We start from the raw sequence: 24,195 nt of genomic DNA on the forward strand, positions 1-24,195 counted from the left end.
GTCGTCATGGCTCAACCCCGCATCTTTTCGCCGGCCGGGTCGAACAGCGGCTGCACGTTGATGCGGGCCGGGCGACGCTTGCCCAGGATCTCGATCTCGAACATGCCTTCGCTTTCGTTCTCGGCAAGGGCGGCGGGCACATAGCCCTGCGCCAGAGACTTTTGGACGTAGTGCGCATAGCCACCCGAGGTGACCCAGCCCACCACGCGCCATTCGCCATCGACGATGCCGCGGATGCTCGAGTCGCCTTCGTCGGCAGCCGAGCCGCGCGCTTCCTTGCCGGTCTCATCGAAGCGCGGCGCGCCGTAGCCATGCGGCTTTTCCACCGTGCCGTAATCGGCCGAGATTTTTGCCCAGATCGGCTCGTCGCCCATCACGTCGGCGTCGAGCGCGTCGACAATGAAGGAGACGCGGCGCAGTTTCGGACCCTTCGCCTGCTCCCTCGCGGCTGCCTCGCGGCCGATGAAGTCGTTCTTCTCCATGCGGATGAAGCGATCCATCGAACCTTCGAACGGGCCGTAGATCGGCCGCAGTTCGCGGAACCAGGTCGGGAAGTTCTTTTCGAGGCGCATGGACAGAAGCGCGCGCATGCCGAAATCGACGATGCCGAATTCCTCGCCCGCTTCCTTGATCGCCTTGTAGACGAGGCGCTGATAGGCCGGTGCCATCCAGATCTCGTAGCCGAGGTCGCCGGTGTAGCTGATGCGGTTGACCATGCAGGGCGCGCCGCCGACCGCCATTTCACGATAGTCCATGAAGCGGAAGGCCTTGGTCGAAACGTCCGCGTCGACCAGCTTGGCAAGCAGGTCCTGCGCGCGCGGGCCGGCAATCGAAAGGCCGACGAGCGTCTGGTCGAAGCGGTGGATGCGCACCGAGCCGTTCTTGGGCAGGTGCTTCTCGAACCAGCGCATATGGTACTTCTGCGCCGCCGACGAGCCCCAGATCATGAAGCGGTCTTCGGCTGCCTTGGCGATGGTGAAGTCGCCGATCAGCTTGCCGAATTCGTTCAGCATCGGGGTCAGCACCAGCCTGCCGGTCTTCGGCATGCGGTTGGTCATCAGACGGTTGAGGAAATCTTCCGAACCGGGGCCGGACACCTCATACTTGGCGAAGTTGGCGATCTCGGTCACGCCGACGCGCTCGCGGGTCGCGCGCACTTCGTTGCCGATGTGCTCAAAGTCGTTGGAGCGGCGGAAGGAAACGATGTCCTTCGGCTCGGTGCCCTTGGGCGCAAACCACAGCGGGGTTTCCAGGCCCCAGCTGTCGCCCATGACGGCGTTGTTGGCGACCATCGTGTCGTAGAGCGGGGTGGTCTGCGCGGGCCGGGCGGCCGGTAGTTCCTCGTTGGGGAAGCGGATCGAGAAGCGGCGCGAATAGTTTTCGCGCACCTTGGCATTGGTGTAGCGCAGCGTGGCCCACTCGCCGTAGCGCGAGACGTCCATGCCCCAGACGTCGAAGCCTGGATCGCCATGCACCATCCAGTTGGACAAAGCGAGGCCGACGCCGCCGCCCTGCGAAAAACCGGCCATGACGGCGCAGGCGGTCCAGTAGTTCGTCAGGCCCTGCACCGGGCCGACCAGCGGATTGCCGTCGGGCGCGAAGGTGAAGGGGCCGTTGATGATCTGCTTGATGCCCGCGTTGGCAATGCCCGGGAAGTGCTTGAAGCCGATTTCCAGAGACGGCGCGATGCGGTCGATGTCGGGCTGCAACAGCTCGTGGCCGAAGTCCCACGGCGTATTGACCGGCGACCAGGGCTTGCAGGCCTTCTCATAGGTGCCGAGCAGGATGCCGTTGCGCTCCTGGCGCGTATAGATCTCGCCCTTGAAGTCGAGCACGCCTACCAGCTCGCGGCCAGTCGACTTGTTGAACTCTTCCACCTCCGGCATCGGCTCGGTGAGCAGATACATGTGCTCCATGGCCAGAACCGGAAGTTCGAGGCCGACCATGCGGCCCACTTCGCGCGCCCAGAGGCCGCCGCAGTTCACCACATGCTCGGCCTTCACCGTGCCCTGCTCGGTGATCACGTTCCAGGTGCCGTCGACCTCCTGCGTCAGTTCCTTGACCGGATTGCGCAGCACGATCTCGGCGCCGAGCTTTTGGGCGGCCTTGGCATAGGCGTGTGTGGTGCCGGACGGATCGAGATGGCCTTCGACCGGATCCCACATGGCGCCGACGAAGTTCTTCTCGTCCATCAGCGGGAACATCGCCTTGGCCTCGGAGGGCGTGATCAGCTCGGTGTCCATGCCGAGATAGCGGCCCTTGGCGTGGGCGAGCCGCAGGAAGTCCATGCGCTCCGGGCTGTCGGCCATCATGATGCCGCCGGTGAGGTGCAGCGAGCACGACTGGCCGGAAACCTCTTCCAGCTCCTTGTAGAGCTGCACCGTATAGGCCTGCAGCTTGGCTACGTTGGGATCGCCATTCAGCGTGTGGAAGCCGCCGGCCGCGTGCCAGGACGAGCCGGAGGTCAGCTCCGACCGCTCGATCAGCATGACGTCCTTCCAGCCGGCGCGGGCGAGGTGATAGAGCACCGAGCAGCCGACGACACCGCCGCCGATGACTACAGCTTTTACGTGGGATTTCATGGTGTTGAGGCTCTCGATCTAATGGAGTGAGTCAAGATGTGGCAGCCCCCTGATTTGGGATCAGGGGGTCGAGTTGATGTCAAAAATCCGTCGGTGCGCCGCCTTCGGCCTTGCGCTTTGCCACGAAGGCGTCGAGTTCCTCGCGGATGGCCGGGTCGATCGCTGGTTCTTCGTAATTCGCCAGGCGCTCCTTCCAGACCCTGTTGGCCTTCTCCACCGCGGTCGGCGAGCCGGCCTCGGTCCAGGTCTCGAAATTGCGCCAGTCGGAGAGGACCGGCGCATAAAAGGCGGTCTTGTAGCGCGACTGGGTGTGCGCGGTGCCGAAGAAGTGGCCGCCGGGGCCGACATCTCGGATGGCGTCGACGGCAAGCGCATCTTCCGACAGGTCGAGCGGGGTCAGGAACTCCGCCACCATCTGCAAGAGGTCGATGTCGAGGATGGTCTTCTCGTAGGAGCAGGTCAGGCCGCCTTCCAGCCAGCCGGCCGCGTGCTTGATGAAGTTGCCGCCACCCTGGATGCAACCCCACAGCGAAAACACGCTTTCATAGGCGGCCTGCGCGTCCACCGCATTGGCGGCGCAGACATTGGAGGTGCGGTAGGGGATCTTGTAGCGCCGGGCGAGCTGGCCGCCGACGAGCTGGGCTTTCATATATTCCGGCGTGCCGAATGCGGGTGCGCCCGACTTCATGTCGACATTGGAGGTGAAGCCGCCATAGCCGACCGGCGCGCCCTTCTTCACCATCTGCGCGAATGCGATGCCGGCCAGCGCCTCGGCGTTCTGCTGCACCAGCGCGCCGGCCACTGTGACGGGCGCCATGGCGCCCGACAGCGTAAACGGCGTGACGATGACCGCCTGCCCGTGCGAGGACATCTGGATGATGCCCTCCATCATCGGAATGTCGAGTTTTAGCGGCGAGTTGGTGTTGATGATGGTGAGCAGGGAAGGTTCTTCCACGAACTGTTCCATCGACACGCCGCGGCCGATCCTGCAGATCTCGATGCCGTCCAGGTTGCGCTCTTTACCCAGCGAGTAGGCATGGAAAGCCTTGTCGGTCAGGAGCACGAAGTCGCGCAGGCATTCCAGGTGCCGGATCGACGGATGCAGATCCACCGGCTCGACCGGATAGCCACCGGTGACGTGTAGAATGTTGTGCATCTGGCCGAGCTTCACCAGATTGCGGAAATCCACCTGGTTGCCCGCCCTGCGGCCTCGGTCGAGATCGGAGCAATTGGGCGCCGATGCCATCTGCGAAAAGACGAGATTGTTGCCGCCCAGGCGCACATTGTGGGCGGGGTTGCGCGCATGCAGCGTGAATTCGGACGGGGCGTGCGAAATCAGCTCCAGGATCATGTCGCTGTCGAAGCGCACGCGCTCGGAGCCGTCGCGAACATCGGCGCCGTGACGCTTCATGATCGCGCGAGCCTCGTCATGCAGCACGTCGACGCCGATCTCCTTCAGCACGCGCAGCGACGCGAGGTGGATCGATTCCAGCTCATCGTCGGAAACTAGACGCGTCGGCTCGAACGGAATGCGCAGGTGCCGGAACGGCGGCTGTTCGAACGCCGCCGAGCCGCCGGCGCGTTTGCCCGCACGGCCGCCGCGGCGGGTGCGGTCGGTCGCAAGAACCGGTTCTGCGGGGTTCAGGGCAGCGGTCATGACAAGCCTCATGGCAGAGCGAAGATGGACGGCATAATGGACTGGCCGGATATCCTTTATTGCGGATGCGACGACCATTAGCGCGAGCAAAGCGACATGGTGGTGGTGGAGTCTGGACCGCGATCCCTTCCGTCGGCTAGATGTGGCGCCCGAACTGGAGGGATGACGCGCAGGCGTCACAGGTTTAGGCGATGCGCATTGCGTGGGGGGGATTCATGAACATCGTTCGCAGCGAGGCCGAACTGTCCGCGGACGTGCCGTGGGTGCCTATCCTTGGCGTCATTGCCACGGTGTCGGTCTTCGCCATCGCGCAGGGTCTCAGCTATCCGCTGTTCACCTTCCTGATGCAGAAGCAGGGCATGCCGCCGGCGCTGATCGGCCTGTCGGCGGCCATGACGCCGCTCGGCCTCATCGCTTCTGCGCCCTTCGTACCGTGGCTGGTGCAGAAGGTCGGGGCGACGCGTATCGTCGTCAGTTGCGCGCTTGCGGCCGGCGCCTTGTTCCTGCTCATTGGCTATCTGCAGAACGGATTTGCCTGGTTCGTTCTGCGTTTCCTCGTCGGCGTCGTCATCGATCCGCTCTACGTGCTGAGCGAGGTCTGGATGCTTTCGCTTGCGCCACCGTCGCGACGCGGCCGGCTGATGGGCATCTACACCGCCATCATAGGCGCCGGGTTTGCGGCGGGTCCCTTCAGTCTCATGCTGGTAGGCACCGCCGGCTGGGCGCCCTTCACCATCGGCATCACCGCCTTCCTGACCTGCGCCGTGTGCCTGTCGATCGTTGCGCCGCGCCTGCCGTCCATGTTCGATGACGATGGTCACACGCCCCTGTCGGGCTTTGTCCGGCATGCGCCGGCGCTGCTTCTGGCAGTCGTCGTTTCCTCCGCCTTCGAGCAGAGCGCCTTCGCGCTGCTGCCGGTCTATGGCGCCAGCTACGCGATTCCCGAGCGCGTCCTGGCGGCGCTGCTCGCCACCATGGTTGCGGGCAACGTCGCGCTGCAGATTCCGCTCGGCCTGCTCGCCGAACGCTTCACCGCCCGTGCGGTGATGATCGGCTGCGCGGTGGCGAGTCTCGCAGGTGCGGCGCTGTTGCCGGTGCTGATCGAGACGCCGGCGATCTGGCCAATGCTGTTCGTGCTCGGCGCCGTTTCCTACGGCATCTACACAATGGCGCTGATCGAACTCGGCAACCGGTTCTCGGGCGCGATGCTGGTGACGGGAAACGCGGCCTTCGGGCTGATGTGGGGGGTGGGTGGCATCGCCGGCCCGCCGGGCGCGGGCAGCGTCATGCAGTTCGTCGGCGTTCAGGGCCTGCCGGTTTTGCTGGGCGCGCTTTGCCTGGTGCTGATCGGTTTTGCAGGGTTCCGCGCCTGGCAGCGCCGAAACGAGGCTTGAACATCGGGCCTCGCTTCGTCTAGATTTGAGCAATGGTACTGCATCGCAAACTCCGCGCGCATCTGGTTGCCGTGACGCCTTCGCCGCGTACACGGCATACCGAGCTTTTGCGCCTGTGTGCCCGCATCGGCTATTCGCCGCCGTCGTCCTTCAGCTGAAACATTACGACCGGCCTTGCCGGAATGATTCAACTGGAATGGACAAACCCATGACTTACCAGAACTTTTCGCTTTCGCAGCTGCAGGCGATCGACTCTGCGCACTATCTTCACCCCTTCACCGACCACAAGGACCTGCGCGCGTCCGGCGCACGCATGATCGTGCGCGCCGACGGCCCGTTCATCTATGATTCCGAGGGCCATGCGCTGCTCGACGGAATGGCCGGCCTGTGGTGCGTCAATGTCGGCTACGGCCGCAACGAGCTGGCCGAAGCCGCCTATGAGCAGATGAAGGAGCTGCCCTACTACAACTCCTTCTTCCGCTGCGCGACGCCGACGCCGGTGCTGCTCTCCAAGAAGCTGGCCGAGATTGCGCCCAACCACATCAACCAGGTGTTTTACGGCTCGTCGGGTTCGGAATCGAACGACACGGCCCTGCGTCTGGTGCGCCATTACTGGGCGCTGGAAGGCAAGCCCGAGAAGAACATCATCATCTCGCGCAACATGGCCTATCACGGCTCGACGGTTGCCGCGACTTCGCTCGGCGGCATGAGCGGCATGCATGAGCAGCTCGGCGGTGCCGTGCCCAACATCAAGCATGTGATGATGCCCTATGCCTACGAACTCGCTCTGCCGGGCGAGAGCGATCATGATTTCGGTCTGCGTGCGGCCAAGGCCGTCGAGGACGCGATCCTCGAAGCCGGTGCGGAAAACGTTGCCGCCTTCATCGGCGAGCCGATCATGGGCGCGGGCGGCGTGAAGATCCCGCCGGCAAGCTACTGGCCGGAAATCCAGCGCATCTGCCGCAAGCACGACGTGCTCTTGATGCTCGACGAGGTCATCACCGGTTACGGCCGGACGGGCGAATGGTTCGCGGCGCAGTCGATGGGCATCGAGCCCGACACCATCACCACCGCCAAGGCGCTCACCTCCGGCTACCAGCCGCTGTCGGCGCTGCTGGTTGGCGACCGCATCTCCAAGACGCTGGTCGAGAAGGGCGGCGAGTTCTACCACGGCTACACCTATTCGGGTCACCCGGTGGCCTGCGCGGTGGCGCTGAAGAACCTCGAGATCATCGAGAACGAAGGTTTGATCGAGCGCGTCAAGAACGACACCGGTCCGTATTTCGCAAAAATGCTGAAGGAGCGCATCTCCGGTCACCCGCTGGTGGGCGAAGTGCGCAGCTTCGGCCTGATGGGCGCGATCGAGATCGTGAAGGACAAGGCAACCCGCGAGCGCTTCCAGCCGGAAGGCAGTGCGGCCGTCGCCGTGCGCGACCACGCCATCGCCCAGGGCATGATGATGCGCGCCACCGGCGACTCGATGATCCTGTCGCCGCCGCTGATCTGGACCCGCGAGACCATCGACATGGCCGGCGACCGTATCGCCAAGGCGCTCGATCTCGCTTTGGCCGACCTCAGCAAGGCCAAGTAAGGTCAAGCAAGGTCTTGAACAACGACGGGCGCGGAACTTTTCCGCGCCCGTTTCGCATTAGGGAATGGCCAGCCGGAACGGAACTTTGTCGCCCGCGTTGCCGAGAGTGATCCGTCACCTCAAGGCCTCCGATGAAAACCCTTGTTTCTCCGGAAGACATGCATCGCGGCGCAGCCATCGCATTCGATTTGATGCTTGCGCCAATGGTGATCGCCATGCGCCTGCCGCTGATGGCCAGAGAAAAACGCGGCGGCAAAGTTGTCGGCGCCGAGGCATGGCGGGCGATCACGGAGAAGAATGTTGCCCTCGCGGATGGCATTCTGGCCGCGCAGCTTTCCCTGATGCGGTCGGCTACCATTTTCTGGTTCGACGCCTTCGCAGGTCGGAAATCCTCGGTCCCCGGCAGAGCCGCAACCCGCTCGGCGCAAGCCGCATTGAAGCCGGCAAGCCGGCGCGTGAAGGCGAATTTCCGGAGGCTTTCGAGAAAATCGTAGCGTGGCAAAAGGCAAAAACCGCGTCTTCCGTTGGGTGGAAGAGCACGGCTTTGCCATAAATACGCATGGCCCTTCGCGACCCCGAAACGCTGCGAAGGTAACAGCTCCGGTACGCAGTACCTGATCCGGAGCGTGCGGCGGCTTGCGATCCCGCCTGCACACCGTTCTACCCAGACATTGTTACCGCGTGGTTAGCGAGAGCTTAATCAAACCTAAATTTGTAACTTTTTCCGGCTGTTCGGCTAAGAATTTCGTATGCGACTTACTTAGCCGCGCCGCGCAGGAAGTTGATGATACCGGAAAAGTCGACGCCGCCCTGGCCCTGTGCGTTGAACAGCGCATAGAGCTGCGCGGCCTCCGCACCAAGCGGCGTGACAGCGCCCGAGCCTTGTGCGGCCTCCTGCGCAAGCTTCAGGTCCTTCAGCATCAGCGATGCCGCAAAGCCGGGCTTGTAGTCGCGGTTCGCGGGCGAGGAGGGCACTGGACCGGGCACCGGGCAATAGGTGGTCAGCGACCAGCACTGGCCGGACGAGGTGGAGGCGACGTCGAACAGCGCCTGGTGCGACAGGCCAAGCTTTTCGGCCAGCACGAAGGCTTCAGCCACGCCGATCATCGAAATGCCGAGGATCATGTTGTTGCAGATCTTGGCCGCCTGGCCGGCGCCGTCACCGCCGCAATGCACGATGCGGCCGGCCATCGGCTGCAGGATCGGCTCGGCCTTGGCGAAGGCTTCATCCGAACCGCCCGCCATGAAGGTGAGGGTGCCTGCCGCCGCCCCGCCGGTGCCGCCCGAAACCGGCGCGTCGATGGAAGGCAAGCCATGCTTTGCCGCAATCGCGTGCGCCTTGCGCGCCGATTCCACGTCGATGGTAGAGCAGTCGATGAAGAGCGCCCCTTTCGCCGCTTTCGGCGCGATATCCTCATAGACGGCCAGCACATGCTTGCCGGCCGGCAGCATGGTGATCACGACCTCCGCATCCTTCACCATCGCATCGGCGTCCGTCATCACGGCCACCCCGTGCTCGCGCGCGGTGTCCAGGTTCTGGGCGATGAGGTCGAAACCCTGCACCTTGTGCCCCGCCTTGACGAGATTGGCGGCCATGGGATTGCCCATATTGCCGAGGCCGATGAAGGCGATGGTGGTCATGTAGGTTCTCCTCCGGATAGTGGGGCAGTAAGTGAGGGCACTGCGGTCTTATCCTAGTGCCCTATTCCCCTAATCCCGCCCGATTAGGGCGCGGGCAATGATTACGCGCATGATCTCGTTGCTGCCTTCAAGGATCTGGTGCACGCGCAGGTCGCGCACCAGCTTCTCGACGCCATAGTCGTGCAGGTAGCCATAGCCGCCATGCAACTGAAGCGCCTCGTTGGCCACCTTGAAGCCGGTGTCCGTGACGAGGCGTTTGGCCATGGCCGACCATTTTCCGGCGTCGGGCGCCTTGCGATCGAGCTTGGAGGCGGCGGTGTAGAGGAAGATCCGCGCTGCCTGCAGCTCGGTTTCCATATCGGCGAGCCGGAATTGCAGCGCCTGGAACTGGTTGATCGCCTGGCCGAAGGCCTTGCGGTCGGCGGTGTAGGCCAGCGCCTTTTCGAGCGCGGATTGCGCCCCGCCCAGCGAGCAGGCGGCGATGTTGAGCCGTCCGCCATCGAGCCCTGACATGGCGATGCGGAAACCGGCGCCTTCGTCGGAGAGCAGGTTTTTAGCTGGGACCTTGCAGTCCTCGAAGATCACCTGCCGGGTGGACTGCATGTGCCAGCCCATCTTGTGTTCCTGCGCACCGAAGGAAAGGCCGGGCGCGTCCTTTGGCACGATCAGCGTCGAGATGCCTTTGGGGCCTTCCTGGCCGGTGCGCACCATGGTGACGTAGATGTCGCTGTCGCCCGCGCCGGAAATGAACTGTTTTGCGCCGTTCAGCACATAGTCGCCGCCGCTTTTCACCGCGCGCGTCTTCAGTGCCGCCGCGTCCGAGCCTGAGCCCGGCTCGGTCAGGCAGTAGCTTGCCAGCCATTCCATGGAGGTGAGTTTTGGCAAAAAGCGCTGGCGCTGCTCCTCATTGCCAAAAGTGTCGATCATCCACGCGCCCATATTGTGGATGGAGATGAAGGACGAAAAGGCCGGGCAGGCCTCGGACAGTGCCTCGAACACCAAGACGGCATCCAGCCGCTTCAGCGCCGAGCCGCCGACATCGTCGCGCACATAGATGCCGCCGAAGCCGAGCTGGCCGGTCTCGCGGATCACGTCGGCGGGAAAATGATGGTTGCGGTCCCATTCCAGCGCATGCGGCGCCACGCGGTCTTGCGCGAAGGCGTCCGCCATTTCCTGGATGGCGCGCTGTTCCTCGTTGAGTTCGAACTGGCCGGCTGTCGGATCGGTGGAGGCGTCCATTTGTCTGCTCCCTAGCATTCCTCCGACGCCGGAACGCCGGCTGGCCTGTGGGCGTCGAAAATGTTCGCTTTGCCGCAGGATCCGCTTCGAAAAGTCTGCGACTTTTGAAGCGGGGTCTAGGCACGCGATTCAATCTAGACCAATGATGCCCCCGCGCAACCCGACCTTGTGCGAAGCGGCTGTGCATTTGTGAAGTTCGAGGCTTTATCCGTGACGACGATTTTCGAAGAGCTGTTGGACAGGTTCCGCGATGCGCAGGCTACCGTCGAGGACGAGCGCCTGCGCGACTTCACCTCGTCGCTCTGCTGGTCGATGCCGCAGCGCTCGCTGGAGCCGAACGTTCTGAAAAGTTCGATTCTTCTCGACCGCACCACCGAACTTTCGTCCCCATCGTTCCGGCCACTCGCGGCCCTAGTCGCCAAACATCGCAATGAACTGCGCTGGGGCCAGACCTACACGCCGGCCGATTTCGGCCAGCACTTCATCGACAATTACGGCTGGCTGGAAGTGTTCGGCACGCGGGGCCATTTCGCCAACGATCAGATGGCCGGCGGGCTTCTGATCCTTGGCCCCAACATCGTCTATCCCGACCATCATCATGTGGCCGAGGAAATCTACATCCCGCTCACCGGCGGCACCGAGTGGCGCAAAGGCGAGAGCGGTTTTGTGCCGCGCGCGGCGGGCGAGGTCATCCACCATCCCTCCAACGTCAATCATGCGATGAGGACCGGGGCCGAACCGCTGCTGGCGCTCTATCTGTGGCGCGGCGGGCCGCTCGCCGCGCGCTCCACCATCACCGGCAAGGCGGAGTAAGCGACATGGCCAAGGCAATCATGCTTCAAGGCACAGGCTCGGATGTCGGCAAGACGGTGCTGGTCGCCGGCCTCTGCCGGGCGGCGAAGAAGCGTGGGCTGAAGGTTCGGCCGTTCAAGCCCCAAAATATGTCCAACAACGCCGCCGTGGCCGACATTCCGGGCGAGACCGGGGGCGGCGAGATCGGCCGCGCGCAATGGCTGCAGGCCATCGCCTGTGGCGTCGCGCCGTCGATCCATATGAACCCGGTGCTCTTGAAGCCGCAAAGCGATGTCGGCTCGCAGGTCGTCGTGCAGGGCAAGGTGTTCGGCCAGGCCAAGGCGCGCGACTATCAGGCCATGAAGGCGCAACTCATGGGCGCCGTGCTCGATTCCTGGCAGAAGCTGGGCGAGGATGCCGACCTCGTCATCGTCGAAGGTGCCGGCTCGCCGGCCGAGATCAATCTGCGCCCGCGCGACATCGCCAATATGGGCTTTGCCACGCGCGCCGACGTGCCGGTCATCCTCGTCGGCGATATCGACCGCGGCGGCGTCATCGCCTCGGTTGCAGGCACGCACCTGATCCTGCCGGAGGAAGACCGGCGCATGATCGTTGGCTACCTCATCAACAAGTTCCGCGGCGACGTGACCCTGTTCGACGACGGGATTGCGGCCATCAACCGCTTCACCGGCTGGCCCTGTTTCGGTGTCGTGCCGTGGCTCAAAGCTGCGGCGCTGCTGCCGTCGGAAGACTCGGTCATCCTCGAACGCCTGACGGCCGGCGAGCAGAGGGCGCTGAAAGTCGCCGTGCCGATGCTCGGTCGCATTGCCAATTTCGACGATCTCGACCCACTGCGCGCCGAGCCGCAGGTGGAGGTAATTTTCGTGCCGCCGGGCCAGCGGCTGCCTGCGGATGCGGGGCTGGTGGTCATCCCGGGGTCGAAATCGACCATCGCCGATCTTCTGGGCTTCCGCGAAAACGGCTGGGACCGCGACCTCGCGGCACATCGCCGGCGTGGCGGCCATGTCGTCGGTATCTGCGGCGGCTACCAGATGCTCGGCCGCATGGTACGCGATCCGCACGGCATCGAAGGTTCGGTGAAGGAAGCCGAAGGGCTCGGCATGCTCGACATCGAGACGGTGATGGAGCCGGAAAAGACGGTGCGCAATTCCACCGCGCGCTCGGTGCATTTCGACACGCCGCTGGAGGGCTATGAAATCCATCTCGGCGCAACCGCCGGGCCAGACTGTCTGCGACCCGTTACCGTCATCAACAATACGGACGACGGCGCCACCTCGGCTGACGGAAAAGTCTTCGGCACCTATCTGCACGGTCTGTTCGGTGCCGATGCCTTCCGGGCCAGGTTCCTTGAAAGCCTCGGCATCAAGGGCGCGGGGATAGACTATCGCGGCGAGGTCGAACGCGCGCTGGACGAGATCGCGGTGCATCTCGAAACGCATCTCGATGTGGACGCGATCTTCGCGGCTGCGCGATAATCAATCCGCCGGTTCGTTCGCCTTCGGCCAATAGGTGCCGAACGACCAGATATTGCCCTCGGGGTCGGCGCAGATGAATTCCTTGCTGCCGTAGCTGCGCTCTACAACGCCCTCGAGGATCTTTGCCTGGGCGGCTTCGGCGCGGGCATGCATCGCCTCGACATCGTCCACGGCGACATAGGTCGCCTTGCCGCCATTCGGCCCTGGCGCGCCGACGAGATTGCCGAAGCCGTCGCCGCTCGCCGTGCCGATCATGATCATAGACGAGCCAAGCGCCAGCTCGGCATGCTGCACCACGCCCTTGTCGTCGTGGTAGCGGGCGCGAACGATGAAGCCAAAAGCGTCCACCAGCCAGTCGATCATGGCGGCGGCATCACGGTAGCGGAAGGTGGGGAAAATGCGCGGCGGCTCGATGGGGCTGACGGTGGTCATGGCTCTCTCCGGTTTTATGCCACGGATAAGCCATGGTGCCGGAAGCTTGTTCCCCGGTCATTCGAAATTTTCGGGCCGGTGCGCGCTTGCCTGTCAGACGCCGACCATCAGCCGCAGCGGATGGGTCGGGTCCATCAGGAGCTTCACTGCCAGCGCGATGCAGGTGACGACCAGCAGCGGCTTGATGAGCTTTGCGCCATTGCGGATTGCCATATGCGCGCCCAGGCGTGCGCCCAGAAATTGCGCCACGCCCATGACAATGCCAACCTTCCACGAAATCACGCCGACAAAGGCAAACGCGATGAAGGCGCCGATATTGGAAGCGAAGTTGAGCAGCTTGGTATGCGCCGTTGCCTTCAGTACGCCGTAGCCGAGCAGGGCAACGAAAGCGAGCATGAAGAACGACCCGGCCCCCGGGCCGAACACGCCGTCATAAAAACCGATGGCCGGCACGATGACGAGGCCGAACAGGAACGGCGACATGCGTTCGTGGCGGTCGACATCGTTCATGTTGGGTTTCAGCGCAAAGTACAGCGCGATGGCGACCAGCACGAAGGGCAGAACCAGGCTCAGCAGTTTCGCCGGCAGCACGGTGGCCAGCAGCGCGCCCGCTATGCTGCCCAAGCACGACATGAACGCCGAGGGCAACTGCCGACGCAGGTCGACATGGCCCTTGGAGGCATAGGTGATGGTGGCCGAGCCGGACCCGAACAGGCCCTGTAGCTTGTTGGTGCCCAGCGCCTCGACCGGCGAAAAGCCGGCGATGAGCAGCGCGGGCACGGTGATCAGTCCGCCGCCTCCGGCAATCGAGTCGACGAAGCCGGCTATGAAGGCGGCAATCGCAAGAAGGGCGATGGTTTGGGTCGCAAGGTCGATCATCGGGGGGCCAGTGCAAGGCAGGCGAGGTCTGCCGGTTCGATCACACCAAGCCGGTTTGCGCAAGCCGGATTTCGCGCTACCAATCCGGGCAAGGCAGGAGCGAGGATTCGATGGCACGGGGCTTGTTGGCGCAGATACGCACTCTTTTCGAAGGCGACCCCGGTGTCCGCAAGGTCGCGGACGATCCGGTGCTGACAGCCGAACTTTTGCTGCTCTTCCGCATGATCCTCGCCGATGGAGAGGTAAGCGAGAGCGAATTGGCGGTGTTCCGCCGCATCTGTGAGGAGTCCTTCGGCATTGCCGGCGACAGCCTCGACGCGGTGGTCGAATACCTCCAGGACTATGGCTATGAGACCACCGGCGCCCAGGCGGTGGCGATGTTCCAGGACCTCGACATCGAGCGGCGCAAAGAGCTTGCCCGCCACATGGCCGAGATCGCCAAGGCCGACGCGCATCTGTCGGAAAACGAGGTGCGCCTGCTGCGCCGCACGATCGACATGCTCGGCGTCAACCCGGCGGATGTGGTGAAGCCGGCGGGGTGAGGCGTTTTCGCCGCATGATCTGCTGCCGTTGACGGAGTTTTCCTGTGAGCTTTGCCGACAGCTATCTTGGACGACTTCGGGCATTGATCGGGGATCGTCTCGTCCTGATGCCGGGCGCGCGGATCGTTATCGAACGAGATGACGGTCGGATATTGCTGCAACAGCGGACCGATTTCGGCTTATGGGGGCTACCCGGTGGCAGTGCAGAGGAAGGCGAAGGCCTGGAAACGGCGGTGCTTCGGGAGACCGCCGAAGAAACCGGGCTGATCGTTAGGGATGTCGAGCCGTTCGGATTCGGCTGTGACCCACAGTACGAAACGTTCGTATTTCCGAATGGCGATCAGGTGCAATTCTTCGCGCTGATGTTCTACACCCGCTCCTTCGAGGGAGAGGCAGCTGTCACCGATGACGAGAGCGGCGCCGTTGGATGGTTCGCTGTCGACGCGTTGCCGGAAATGCTGCCCAATATGGCACGCAGTATCGAAGCCTATCAGCGGTTCAAGAAGACCGGGAAATTCCAGATGATCTAGCGGTCGGCGCTTCGACTACCCCTGTTCCTGCAGCCGTTTGGCGATTGCCCGGCGCAGGTCGGGCGAGGCGGAGACGAGCGCCTTGGCCGCTTCCGATTGGGGGTAGTCCAGAACGTCGGAAGTCTTGCCGCGCTCGACGATTTGGCCATCATGCATCACCATCACATCGTCGGTAATGGCGCGCGCGACAGATAGGTCGTGCGTGATGAACAGGTAGGCCACGCCCAGCCGCTGGTTGAGGTCGGCAAAGAGGTCGAGGATCTGGGCGCGGATCGAAACGTCCAGCGCCGAGACCGGCTCGTCGGCCACCACAAGCTTGGGCCGGGTGATGATGGCGCGCGCGATCGACAGGCGCTGGCGCTGGCCGCCGGAAAATTCGTGCGGATATTTGTCCATGTCGGCCGGCTTCAGGCCTACTTCGTGCAAGGCGCGCGCGACCAGTTCGTGGCGTTCGCCGGCTCCAGGCTGTTTTTCCAGCGTGTGTAGGGGCTCGGCCACCAGCCGCTCGACCTTGTGGCGTGGGTTGAACGAGCCGTAGGGGTCCTGAAAGACCACCTGCATGTTGCGCCGCGCCGGTTTCAGCGTGGCTTCGTCGCGACCGGTCAACTGCTCGCCCATGAAGCTGATGGTGCCGCCGGTCGGCTGATCGAGCGCCAGGATCATACGCGCCAGCGTCGACTTTCCGCATCCGGAGCGCCCGACGAGCGCCGTCGACTGGCCTTCCTTCATCGAGAAGGACACATCGTCCACTGCACGCATCGGCTCGGGCTTGCGAAACAGCGAGGTGCGGTGTCCGGCATAGTCGCGCGTCACGGCCTCGACCTGCAAAAGGTCATGCGTTGGCTGTTCGGTCCCGCGAATTTTTGCCCGCGCCGGCACATGCATGGAGGCCTGGGCGAGCTGGCGCGTATAGGGATGCTCCTGCGCTGAAAGGGTCGGCGCCGTCTCACCAGTCTCCATAACCTCGCCATGGCGCATGACCGTGATGCGGTCCGACATCTCGGTGACGACGGCAAGGTCGTGCGAGATCAAGAGCAGGCCCATGCGGTTCTCGTCCACCAGATCGCGCAGCAGGTCGAGAATCTGCGCCTGCAGCACCACGTCGAGCGCGGTGGTGGGCTCGTCGGCGATCAAGAGCTTTGGCTTCAGCGCGCAGGCAATCGCGATGACGACGCGCTGGCGTTGCCCGCCCGACAGCTCATGCGGATAGCGCGACAGCGGGAATTTTTTGGCCGGCAATCCGACGCGGTCGAGGGTTCTTCGAGCACGATCCTCTGCCTCGGCGCGCGAGGCGCCGGTGTGCCAGCGAACGCCTTCGGCCACCTGCGCGCCGATGGTCTTCACCGGATTAAGCGCGGTCATCGGCTCCTGGAACACCATGCCGATCTCGTTGCCGCGCAGCTTGCACATGGCCGGTTCGGGTGCTGCGAGGATGTCGATGCCGTCGAAATGGACGCGCCCGCTGGCCTTCGCCACGCTCGGCAGGAGTTGCATAACGGTAAGCGCCGTCATCGATTTGCCCGAGCCGGATTCGCCCACCAGCCCCATAACCTCGCCGGCGTTGAGCGACAGGTCCACATCCCTAAGGATCGGGACACGGCCGATGTTCAGCGACAGCTTTTCGATTTCCAGGAGGCTCATCGCTGGCGCCTCAACTTGGGATCGATGACGTCGCTGATGCCGTCGCCGAGCAGGTTGAGGCCAAGCACGGTGATGACGATGGCAAGACCCGGGAACAGCGCCAAAGTGGGCGCCACCATCATGCGCGTCTGCGCGTCGAACAGCATGCGGCCCCAGCTCGGCATCGGCGGCTGCACGCCGAGCCCGACATAGGAGAGGCCGGCCTCGGCCAGCACGCCGAGCGCGAACTGGATCGTTCCCTGCACCAGAAGCTGGTTGGCGATGTTGGGCAAGATATGCTCGACCGTGATGCGCGCCTTGCTCTTGCCGGCGGCGCGGGCGGCGAGGACGAATTCGCGCGGCCAGATGGAAAGTGCGCCGGCGCGCGCCACGCGGGCGAAGACCGGAATGTTGAATATGCCGATGGCGATGATGGCGTTGATCGCGCTCGGCCCGAAGATCGCGGTGATCAGGATCGCCATCACAAGGGCAGGGAAGGCGAACACCACGTCGTTGAAGCGCATCAGCACCTCATCGACGATGCCGCCGCGCGCGGCGGCCCAACAGCCCAGCGGCACGCCGATGCCCATGCCGATCACCACGGCCACCAGCGCAACGGCGATGGAAGCGCGCGCGCCTACCATGATCATCGACAGCACGTCGCGGCCGAACTGGTCGGTGCCGAACCAGTGCGTGGAGGAGGGCGGCAGCATGCGGTCGGCCACCACCAGCTTGGTCACGTCATAGGGCGTCCAGAAGAAGGACAGCAGCGCCATGCCGGCGATGAACAGCGTGAGCAGTGCGCCGACGACGAAGGAGCGGTTGCGCAGCGCAAGCGCAAGGAAGCCGGGCTGCGGCTCGGGGACGGGCTCGTCGGCCATGATCGTCATCGTCTTGTCCTCAGGCGCGGGTCGACGATCGCGTAGGAGAGGTCGACCAGCAGGTTGACGAGCACCACCACCGCCACCAGCAGCATCACCACGCTCTCCACCACGATCAGGTCGCGCTGGGTGATGGCCTGGAAGATCAGTCGGCCGAGGCCGGGGAGATAAAGAACGTTCTCGATGATGATGGTGCCGGCCAAAAGGAAGGCGAATTGCAGGCCAAGGATCGTCAGAACGGGGATCAGCGCGTTGCGCAGCGCGTGGTGCCACAGCACGGCATTGCGCGGCATGCCCTTGGCGCGCGCGGTGCGGATATAGTCTTCGCCGAGCACTTCCAACATTGCCGAGCGGGTCACGCGCGACAGGATCGCGGCCTGCGGAAGGGCGAGCCCGATGGCCGGCAGGATCAGCGATTTCAGCGCCGGCCAGACGCCCGCGCTCCAGCCGGGGAAGCCGCCAGCCGGAACCAAATGCAGCCAGACGGCGAAGACGTAGATGAGCAGCAGCGCGAACCAAAAATTCGGCACGGCGACGCCGATCTGTGCGGCGCCCATTGAGATCGTATCGGCCATGCGCCCGCGCCGCTCGGCGGAAAAGATGCCGACCGGAATGGCGATCAGTGCGGAGAGCGCCAGGGCGATGATGGCCAGGGGAAGGGAGACGACCAACCGCTCCATGACGAGGTCGCGAACCGGCACATTGTAGGTGTAGGACTTGCCGAGATCGAAGGTCAGCAGGTGGCTGACCCATTCGAAATAGCGGACGAGCAGCGGCTGATCGAGGCCCATCTGGTCGCGCAGCGCCTGCACGGCGTCGGCTGTCGCGTTCATGCCCAGCATAAGCCGCGCGGGGTCGCCCGGCACGATCTCGATCATCGAGAACACCACCACCGACGCCACGGCAAGTGTCACAAGGGCTATCAGCAACCGTTTGGTCAGGTAGGCGGTCATGGTGTCAGCCTGCCCAAAAAAAAACTGCCCCGGAAGTCGTTTCCGGCTCCGGGGCAGTGTTTCTCAACAGCTGGTTGATCAATCAGCCCACTTAACCTTGGTCAGGTCGTTGGCCAGGATCGGCGCGTTGTCCCACAGGCCTTCGAGCTTGGCGTCCCACACGCCAATCTTGGGCAGCTCGAACAAGAAGCCCACGGGCACGTCCTTGGCGAGGATCTTCTGCGCCTCGCCGTAGAGCTCCTTGCGCTTGGCCTCGTCGGAGGTGAGGTTCAGCTCGTCGATCACCTTGTTGAAGTCGGCGTTCTGGTAATTGAAGTAGTAGTCCTTGCGCGAATAGATATCGATGTCGTTCGGCTCGGTGTGCGAGACGATCGTCATGTCGTAGTCCTTGTCGGTGAAGACCTGTTTCAGCCAGTCGGCCCATTCGAGAGGCGTGATCTCGGCGTCGATGCCGATCTCGCGCAGCTCGGAAGCGATGATTTGGCCGCCGTCGCGGGCATAGGCGGGGGGCGGCAGCTTCAGCGTGGTCTTGAAGCCGTTTTCGAGGCCGGCTTCCTTGAGCAATTCCTTGGCCTTCTCCACATCGTGCGGATAGGTGCCCGTCAGGTCGATATAGGCCGGGTTGTGCGGGGCGAAATGCGAGCCGATCGGCGTGCCGAGGCCGTTCGATGCGCCGTCGATGATCGCCTGGCGGTCGAGCGCGTGCGAGATCGCCTGGCGCACCTTGAGATTGTCGAAGGGCGGCTTCTTGTTGTTCATGGCAAGGATGGTCTCGCCCTCGGTCGAGCCGATCACCACCTTGAGCCGCGGATCCGACTGCAGCTGGGACAGGCTGTCGCCCACCGGCATGTTCGGGAAGGCCTGCACGTCGCCTGAGAGGATCGCCGGCACCGCAGCCGAAGCGTCGGGGATGATGCGGAACTCGACCTTGTCGAGATAGACCGGATCGCCCCAATAGGTGTCGGACTTCACAAGCTTGATCGAGGAGCCGCGCGCCCAGCTGTCGAACTTGAACGGCCCGGTGCCGATCGGCTTTTCCTTGTTGGTGTCGGCCGACTTCGGCGACACGATCACCGCGTCCCCCCAGCCCATATTGTAGAGGAAGGCGCCCTGCGGATGTTTCAGCGTCACCTTGACGGTGGTGGGATCGACGACCTCGACCGTGTCAATCGCCTCGAACAGGCCCTTCTGGGCGTTGGTCGACTCCGGCGCGCGGGCGCGGTCGAGCGAGAATTTCACGTCCTCGGCGCTGAAATCCGAGCCGTCGTGGAATTTGACGCCGCTGTGCAGCCTGAAGGTGTAGACCTTGCCGTCATCGGAAACGGTCCAGCTTTCGGCCAGGTCAGGCAGAACCTCGCCCTTGGGGCCGACGCGGGTCAGGCCCTCGAAGACATTGGCATAGACCACTTCGCGGATGGCCGCGGCGGCACCCGCGGTCGGGTCGAGATGCGGCGGCTCCAGCACCACGCCGAGCACGAGGTCGGTTCGGGCGGCCATGGCCGCGGTGCTTGTCGCCAGCGCGATCGCGGCTGCCGCAAGGATCGTCTTCCAGGATTTCATCGTTGCCCTTCTCCCATTGCCTTCACGAGCTTGGATAGAAACGTGAATCTTCCGCTGAGTAAATCACGTTTGTATCAATGCAACTCCCCGAAACGGATTCTTTCCCGGCAAAAGGATCGTGGCGGAAAGACCCTTTGCCGGTTCAACGAGCCGCCTTTCCGCACAGCAAAAGGTCGAGCCCGATCGCCATCACCTTGGCCGATTGCACCATGTCCTCGATGCCGACCCACTCGTCCGGCCGGTGGGCGAGATCGAGAATGCCGGGACCGTAGGCGATGCAGTCATAGATGTGGCCGATGCGCGCGACGTGCTTCTGGTCATAGGTGCCGGGCGAAATGACATATTCCGGCTCGCGGTCGAAGATTTCCTGGATGCCGCGCGCCACCGCCTTCACCACCGGCGCGTCGCGCTTGGTCATGATGGGTTGCACCTCCATGATGTCGCGGATTTCGTAGTCGAATTTCGGCCGCTCGCGCTTCAGACGGTCAAGGATCGTGGTGACTTCGCCCTTCACGTCGTCCAGCTTTTCCTCTAGCAGGAAGCGACGGTCGATGGTCACGCGGCACCAGTCCGGCACGTTTGGCGAGGGCAGGCCGGGTCGAAAATCCTCGGTCTGGCCGCCATGGATGGAGTTGATGTTCATGGTCGAGCGTCGCGCGCCTTCCGGCACCACGGGCATGCTCGTGCGCTTTTTGTCGAGAGCCGGAAACAGCTCTTCCTCAAAGGCCGCCAACACGGCGCCCATGTGGCGCACCGCGCAGTCGCCGAGGAAGGGCATGGAGCCGTGCGCGATCTCGCCCTTGGTCTCGATCTCGGCCCACCACACGCCGCGATGGCCGAGGCAGATGCGATCCTTGTTGAGCGGCTCGGGGATGATGACGTGATCGACGCGCGGCTTTGAAAAATAGCCCTTGCCGGCCAGAAAGGCGACGCCGCCGAAGCCGCCCGACTCCTCGTCCACCGTGCCCGAAATCTCGATGGCGCCCGGGAAATCCGGATAGACGTCCATGAAGGCTTCGGCAGCGATGATCGAGGCGGCCAGCCCGCCTTTCATGTCGCAGGTGCCGCGGCCATAGACGCGGCCGTCCTTCACCACGCCGCCGAAGGGATCGACGGTCCAGCCGTCGCCTGCTTCGACCACGTCGATATGCGAATTGAAATGCACGGTCGGGCCGGGGGTGCGGCCGTCGAAGCGGGCCACCACATTGGTTCGCGGGTAGCGGTCGCTGTCGCCGGGCGTGCCTTCGCCACGGATATATTCAACGCCGAAGCCGCGCTTCCTCAGGCGCTCGCCGATATATTCCGCGCAGGGGCGATAGGCCTCGCCGGGCGGGTTGATGGTCGGGAAACGGATCAGATCGGCGGTGAGTTCGACAAGGTCGTCGACCCGGTCTTCGATTGTCTTGAGGAGCTTTTCGTTCATGCGAGCGACGTGCTGCCTTGATCTGTAACGACCAGTTCAATCTACACGTCGTCTGGCCGAAGTCGAGCGAAGCGCTTTGGGCCAGGGTATTGGAAAAATCGCCGCCCCGGGAGGAGGGGCGGCGAAGAGCTGGAAAAGAAATCAGGGACGGACGGCCGTCACTTCGATTTCCACCAGGAAGCCGGGGTTGGCGAGGCCCGCCACCTGGAACACCGAGCGGGTCGGCAGGTTGGGCTGCGCTTCGGTGCCGAAGAACTGCTTGTAGCCTTCCATGAAGCCGCCGAAATCCATCTTGCCGCCCTTTTCCGGATCGCCGACCAGGAAAACCTGCATCTTGACCACGTCGCCCATCTTCAGGTCGAGGGAGGCGAGCGTCTTTTCAATGGACTTGAGAACGGACTCAGTCTGAGCCTTGGTGTCGCCATAGGCGGCCACCGTGGCCTTGTCGGCCTTGTCGTCGACAACGCTCGGCACCGCGCCGCTGACATAGACCGTGGTCTTGCCGGCGGGAATCTCGACAGCCTGGGCGATCGGGAAATCCGAATTCGGGATCTTGTGGCGCACAACGTCCTCGGCCATCGCGCTTCCCGCCATCAAGAGGCTCGCCGCAAGCGCGGTAGCTCCGATCCGCATCTTCTTCATCGCTTATCTCCTTGTTTTCGAAGGGGAGGCGGCCGGCTGCCGCATGAAAGCCGGCCGCCCTGTCTGTGTCAGAGCGGGATGTGGCACCCCGCTCTATCTCATCGTTCTAGCCGCATTCGTGCAAAGTCAGGCGATTTTGCCTGACCGCAAAATGCGTTAGCGCGCGCCGGTCACCTCTTCGACCGTCACTTCGTCCTTGTAGTCGTTGCCGAAGTGGGTGCGCACATAGTTGACCACGGCGGCCACCTGCTCGTCGCTCAGCATCTCGCCCACCGGCGGCATGCCCTTCTGGCCATGCAGCACGATGTAGACGGGATAGCCGGAGGACTCGAGGTTCTCGTTCTTGGCGAGAGCCGGATACTTGCCTGCGCCAACCGCGCCCTGGCCCTCGCTCATGTGACAGGCCTGGCAGAGGTTGGAATAGATCGCTTCGCCGGTCTTCTCGGTGAACTTTTCTCCGTCGCTGAAGGTCGCTCCGGCCGAGTCGGCAAGGGCGCCCGCAGCGGCGAAGGCGGTGAAGAACGCCGTGGCGGCGATGAGGCCGAGCGGCCGCTTTGTCTGGATGGTCATGACGACTTTCCTTCCGAAATTGGATGATGAGGGTTGGGTCGCCATCATGCCTGCAGCACGCGCTTGTGCAGGCGCTCGATCGCGTTCAGCGACGACAGGATCGCACCTTCCTGCCAGGCAGGGATGTACGATGCATGTTCGCCGGCGAGCACGATGCGGCCATCGATCTGGCAGAGATTGTCGTAGTGCTCCTCGCGCGCCGCGTCCGTCCAGTCGCCGGCGCAGCCGAGGGTGAACGGAGAGCGGTGCCAGGCCCAGGAAACGCCCGTCTCGAACTCGTCCTTGTACTGCGGGTGGATCTGCGAGCCGTATTCCACCGCGCGCTTGACGCGCTCTTGAGGCGACATGGCGCTGAACTCGTAGGAGTTCGGGCCATTCCAGGTGTAGCAGCCCAGCAGCACGCCCTTGCCGGTCGTGTTGTAGCTGGTGCTCGGGTAGGAGATCTGCGTGATCGGCAGGTTGGTGTAGCTGACGCCGCCGAAGATCAGTTCGTCCTCTTCCCAGAAGCGGCGCTTGAACTGCAGGCCGACCTTGACCGACGAGGCATAAGGCACCGCATTGATCGCCGTCTTCATCGCCGCGCCGACCTGGATATCGATCTGGCTCAGGATGGTCAGCGGGATGGTGCAGACGCACCAGTCGGCGCTTGCTGTCTGGACGGTGCCGGGGTTGGCCGTGTCCTCATAGGTCACGGTGACGCCGTTCTCGCCCTGCTCGATCTTGGTGACCTTGGCGTTGTAGGTGATGAGGTCGCCGACCTGCTTGGCAAAAGCCTCGCCGATCTTGCCCATGCCGCCAACCGGCTGGAACATGGTGGTCTGGAACTCGTAGAGGCCGAAATTGGCCAGGCTGCCCCACAGGCCCGACTTCAGGATGTCGGAAAGTCCGATCGGCTCGCCCGGGATCGGAGCTCCGCCGAGGCCGCCGCCAGGATCCTTCTCGTAGCCGCGGAATTCGGCCGAGACCGCGCCCTTGGCATAGGCATAGTCCTTGTCCAGCGCACCCCACGACTGCAGGGCCGACAGCAGGATCTCCTGGTCTTCCTTGCTGACGTCGCCTTCGAGCTTGCCCTTCTGGGTCACCTTGCCGAGCAATTCGGCGATATGGCCCTGGAAGTCGGTCTTGATGTCACGCACGCGCTGCGGCTTGCCGCCGAAGGCATTGGTGCTGTGGATGAAGGCGTTGTGGTTGACCTGCTGGAACGGCTCCAGCGCCACGCCCAGCCGCTTGCAGTAATCGAGGAGGCCGTTGTGGTGATAGGGAATGCGCCACGGACCGGGGTTGATGTACAGCCCCTCGTCGAATTCGCACTTCTGCGTGCCGCCGCCGAGTTCGGTGACGGTGTCGCCGCCGCGAATGGTCCAATTGCGACCTCCCGCACGCTTGTTGAATTCGAGGATCTGGACCTTATAGCCGGCCTGGCGCAGTTCCAGCGCAGCCGTCATGCCGGCAAGGCCGGCACCCAGGATTAGCACCGACGCGCCCTTGGGATCGCCTTCGAGCTTGATACGCCCCTTGTAGCCCGACTCAGCTGCGAAGCCGAGGCTGGTCATTGCCTGGTACATGACCGCGCTGCCGGCAGTCACGCCGATCAACGACAACAGATCTCGCCGGCTGATGCCGGTAAGTGATTTATATTGCTGCATCTTTTAACCCTTCCGGCTCATGGCCCATAAGCGGAGCCGTGCCATATCAGACTGGAAATCTGTGCTCATAGGCACCCAGTTGCGGCCCGAACCTATGCCTATCGCCACATGTGTCAACCGGACGC

21 protein-coding genes are annotated in these 24,195 nt (G+C 63.6%); 7 read left to right on the forward strand and 14 right to left on the reverse strand.

Features of this window, described 5'->3' with window-relative positions; genetic code table 11:
• Nucleotides 1–11: 11 nt before the first annotated feature.
• Nucleotides 12–2,582 carry a GcvT family protein gene (locus tag M2281_RS16255; RefSeq protein WP_280822214.1) on the reverse strand — a complete coding sequence of 857 codons (2,571 nt, stop codon included), beginning with the start codon at nt 2,580–2,582 and terminating at the stop codon, nt 12–14.
• Nucleotides 2,583–2,661: 79 nt separating this feature from the next.
• The gene (locus tag M2281_RS16260; RefSeq protein WP_280822215.1) at nt 2,662–4,239 is read right to left on the reverse strand and encodes a trimethylamine methyltransferase family protein; all 1,578 of its coding nucleotides are present in this window, start codon (nt 4,237–4,239) and stop codon (nt 2,662–2,664) included.
• A 215-nt stretch (nt 4,240–4,454) separates the two neighbouring features.
• Here M2281_RS16260 and M2281_RS16265 point away from each other — a divergent pair, with 215 nt between their 5' ends.
• From M2281_RS16265 to M2281_RS16275, 3 genes are all read left to right on the forward strand, one after another.
• A complete protein-coding gene (locus M2281_RS16265) occupies nt 4,455–5,633 on the forward strand; it encodes an MFS transporter (RefSeq protein ID WP_280822216.1) in 1,179 nt (392 codons plus the stop codon).
• Between the two features lie 208 nt (nt 5,634–5,841).
• Nucleotides 5,842–7,224, forward strand: a complete 1,383-nt coding sequence (locus M2281_RS16270; RefSeq protein ID WP_280822217.1) for an aspartate aminotransferase family protein — start codon at nt 5,842–5,844, stop codon at nt 7,222–7,224.
• A 215-nt stretch (nt 7,225–7,439) separates the two neighbouring features.
• Nucleotides 7,440–7,718, forward strand: a complete 279-nt coding sequence (locus M2281_RS16275) for a hypothetical protein (RefSeq protein WP_280822219.1) — start codon at nt 7,440–7,442, stop codon at nt 7,716–7,718.
• Between the two features lie 262 nt (nt 7,719–7,980).
• On the opposite strand, the gene mmsB is transcribed toward M2281_RS16275, so the two are convergent.
• The gene (gene mmsB, locus M2281_RS16280; RefSeq protein WP_280822220.1) at nt 7,981–8,865 is read right to left on the reverse strand and encodes a 3-hydroxyisobutyrate dehydrogenase; all 885 of its coding nucleotides are present in this window, start codon (nt 8,863–8,865) and stop codon (nt 7,981–7,983) included.
• A gap of 69 nt (nt 8,866–8,934) precedes the next feature.
• Nucleotides 8,935–10,104: an isobutyryl-CoA dehydrogenase gene (locus tag M2281_RS16285; protein ID WP_280822221.1), complete on the reverse strand. Its 1,170-nt coding sequence runs from the start codon at nt 10,102–10,104 to the stop codon at nt 8,935–8,937.
• Nucleotides 10,105–10,314: 210 nt separating this feature from the next.
• On the opposite strand from M2281_RS16285, the gene M2281_RS16290 reads away from it, so the two are divergent.
• On the forward strand, nt 10,315–10,917 hold the full coding sequence (locus tag M2281_RS16290; protein ID WP_280822222.1) for a dimethylsulfonioproprionate lyase family protein: 603 nt from the start codon (nt 10,315–10,317) through the stop codon (nt 10,915–10,917).
• Nucleotides 10,918–10,922: 5 nt separating this feature from the next.
• Nucleotides 10,923–12,392: a cobyric acid synthase gene (locus M2281_RS16295; RefSeq protein ID WP_280822223.1), complete on the forward strand. Its 1,470-nt coding sequence runs from the start codon at nt 10,923–10,925 to the stop codon at nt 12,390–12,392.
• Here M2281_RS16295 and M2281_RS16300 read toward each other — a convergent pair whose 3' ends face one another.
• On the reverse strand, nt 12,393–12,824 hold the full coding sequence (locus tag M2281_RS16300; protein ID WP_280822224.1) for a VOC family protein: 432 nt from the start codon (nt 12,822–12,824) through the stop codon (nt 12,393–12,395).
• A gap of 93 nt (nt 12,825–12,917) precedes the next feature.
• A complete protein-coding gene (locus tag M2281_RS16305) occupies nt 12,918–13,703 on the reverse strand; it encodes a TSUP family transporter (protein ID WP_280822225.1) in 786 nt (261 codons plus the stop codon).
• Nucleotides 13,704–13,813: 110 nt separating this feature from the next.
• Between M2281_RS16305 and M2281_RS16310 the strand changes: the two genes are divergently transcribed.
• On the forward strand, nt 13,814–14,245 hold the full coding sequence (locus M2281_RS16310; RefSeq protein WP_280822226.1) for a TerB family tellurite resistance protein: 432 nt from the start codon (nt 13,814–13,816) through the stop codon (nt 14,243–14,245).
• 44 nt (nt 14,246–14,289) lie between these two features.
• Entirely contained in the window at nt 14,290–14,775 is a 486-nt protein-coding gene (locus M2281_RS16315; RefSeq protein WP_280822227.1) for an NUDIX domain-containing protein, read from the forward strand.
• Nucleotides 14,776–14,790: 15 nt separating this feature from the next.
• Here M2281_RS16315 and M2281_RS16320 read toward each other — a convergent pair whose 3' ends face one another.
• The 8 genes from M2281_RS16320 to M2281_RS16355 form a co-directional block, all read right to left on the reverse strand.
• Nucleotides 14,791–16,416, reverse strand: a complete 1,626-nt coding sequence (locus tag M2281_RS16320; RefSeq protein WP_280822228.1) for an ABC transporter ATP-binding protein — start codon at nt 16,414–16,416, stop codon at nt 14,791–14,793.
• Nucleotides 16,413–17,276, reverse strand: coding sequence for an ABC transporter permease (locus M2281_RS16325; RefSeq protein WP_280822499.1), 864 nt, complete (start codon nt 17,274–17,276; stop codon nt 16,413–16,415). The genes M2281_RS16320 and M2281_RS16325 overlap by 4 nt, the downstream gene beginning before the upstream one ends.
• A gap of 5 nt (nt 17,277–17,281) precedes the next feature.
• Nucleotides 17,282–18,229 (reverse strand): ABC transporter permease, encoded by a 948-nt coding sequence (locus M2281_RS16330; RefSeq protein WP_280822229.1) that lies wholly within the window; start codon nt 18,227–18,229, stop codon nt 17,282–17,284.
• Nucleotides 18,230–18,307: 78 nt separating this feature from the next.
• Nucleotides 18,308–19,789, reverse strand: a complete 1,482-nt coding sequence (locus M2281_RS16335; RefSeq protein ID WP_280822230.1) for an ABC transporter substrate-binding protein — start codon at nt 19,787–19,789, stop codon at nt 18,308–18,310.
• A 142-nt stretch (nt 19,790–19,931) separates the two neighbouring features.
• A complete protein-coding gene (locus tag M2281_RS16340) occupies nt 19,932–21,212 on the reverse strand; it encodes an acetylornithine deacetylase/succinyl-diaminopimelate desuccinylase family protein (protein ID WP_280822231.1) in 1,281 nt (426 codons plus the stop codon).
• 141 nt (nt 21,213–21,353) lie between these two features.
• Nucleotides 21,354–21,854 (reverse strand): RidA family protein, encoded by a 501-nt coding sequence (locus M2281_RS16345; protein ID WP_280822232.1) that lies wholly within the window; start codon nt 21,852–21,854, stop codon nt 21,354–21,356.
• 156 nt (nt 21,855–22,010) lie between these two features.
• On the reverse strand, nt 22,011–22,424 hold the full coding sequence (locus M2281_RS16350) for a c-type cytochrome (protein WP_280822233.1): 414 nt from the start codon (nt 22,422–22,424) through the stop codon (nt 22,011–22,013).
• A gap of 44 nt (nt 22,425–22,468) precedes the next feature.
• Nucleotides 22,469–24,070 carry a flavin monoamine oxidase family protein gene (locus M2281_RS16355; protein WP_280822234.1) on the reverse strand — a complete coding sequence of 534 codons (1,602 nt, stop codon included), beginning with the start codon at nt 24,068–24,070 and terminating at the stop codon, nt 22,469–22,471.
• Nucleotides 24,071–24,195 lie beyond the last annotated feature (125 nt).

This window comes from Pseudaminobacter soli (ex Li et al. 2025), assembly GCF_029892515.1.
GTDB lineage: Bacteria > Pseudomonadota > Alphaproteobacteria > Rhizobiales > Rhizobiaceae > Pseudaminobacter > Pseudaminobacter soli_A.

Excerpts from the sequence above, each read along its gene's own strand:
- M2281_RS16255 (WP_280822214.1), bottom strand. The coding sequence starts at position 2,582 with ATGAAATCCCACGTAAAAGCTGTAGTCATCGGCGGCGGTGTCGTCGGC.
- M2281_RS16300 (WP_280822224.1), bottom strand. The coding sequence starts at position 12,824 with ATGACCACCGTCAGCCCCATCGAGCCGCCGCGCATTTTCCCCACCTTC.
- M2281_RS16265 (WP_280822216.1), top strand. The coding sequence starts at position 4,455 with ATGAACATCGTTCGCAGCGAGGCCGAACTGTCCGCGGACGTGCCGTGG.
- M2281_RS16305 (WP_280822225.1), bottom strand. The coding sequence starts at position 13,703 with ATGATCGACCTTGCGACCCAAACCATCGCCCTTCTTGCGATTGCCGCC.
- M2281_RS16320 (WP_280822228.1), bottom strand. The coding sequence starts at position 16,416 with ATGAGCCTCCTGGAAATCGAAAAGCTGTCGCTGAACATCGGCCGTGTC.
- M2281_RS16345 (WP_280822232.1), bottom strand. The coding sequence starts at position 21,854 with ATGAAGAAGATGCGGATCGGAGCTACCGCGCTTGCGGCGAGCCTCTTG.
- M2281_RS16260 (WP_280822215.1), bottom strand. The coding sequence starts at position 4,239 with ATGACCGCTGCCCTGAACCCCGCAGAACCGGTTCTTGCGACCGACCGC.
- M2281_RS16275 (WP_280822219.1), top strand. The coding sequence starts at position 7,440 with ATGCGCCTGCCGCTGATGGCCAGAGAAAAACGCGGCGGCAAAGTTGTC.
- M2281_RS16330 (WP_280822229.1), bottom strand. The coding sequence starts at position 18,229 with ATGACCGCCTACCTGACCAAACGGTTGCTGATAGCCCTTGTGACACTT.
- mmsB (WP_280822220.1), bottom strand. The coding sequence starts at position 8,865 with ATGACCACCATCGCCTTCATCGGCCTCGGCAATATGGGCAATCCCATG.
- M2281_RS16325 (WP_280822499.1), bottom strand. The coding sequence starts at position 17,276 with ATGGCCGACGAGCCCGTCCCCGAGCCGCAGCCCGGCTTCCTTGCGCTT.
- M2281_RS16270 (WP_280822217.1), top strand. The coding sequence starts at position 5,842 with ATGACTTACCAGAACTTTTCGCTTTCGCAGCTGCAGGCGATCGACTCT.
- M2281_RS16285 (WP_280822221.1), bottom strand. The coding sequence starts at position 10,104 with ATGGACGCCTCCACCGATCCGACAGCCGGCCAGTTCGAACTCAACGAG.
- M2281_RS16355 (WP_280822234.1), bottom strand. The coding sequence starts at position 24,070 with ATGCAGCAATATAAATCACTTACCGGCATCAGCCGGCGAGATCTGTTG.
- M2281_RS16295 (WP_280822223.1), top strand. The coding sequence starts at position 10,923 with ATGGCCAAGGCAATCATGCTTCAAGGCACAGGCTCGGATGTCGGCAAG.
- M2281_RS16310 (WP_280822226.1), top strand. The coding sequence starts at position 13,814 with ATGGCACGGGGCTTGTTGGCGCAGATACGCACTCTTTTCGAAGGCGAC.
- M2281_RS16350 (WP_280822233.1), bottom strand. The coding sequence starts at position 22,424 with ATGACCATCCAGACAAAGCGGCCGCTCGGCCTCATCGCCGCCACGGCG.
- M2281_RS16340 (WP_280822231.1), bottom strand. The coding sequence starts at position 21,212 with ATGAACGAAAAGCTCCTCAAGACAATCGAAGACCGGGTCGACGACCTT.
- M2281_RS16335 (WP_280822230.1), bottom strand. The coding sequence starts at position 19,789 with ATGAAATCCTGGAAGACGATCCTTGCGGCAGCCGCGATCGCGCTGGCG.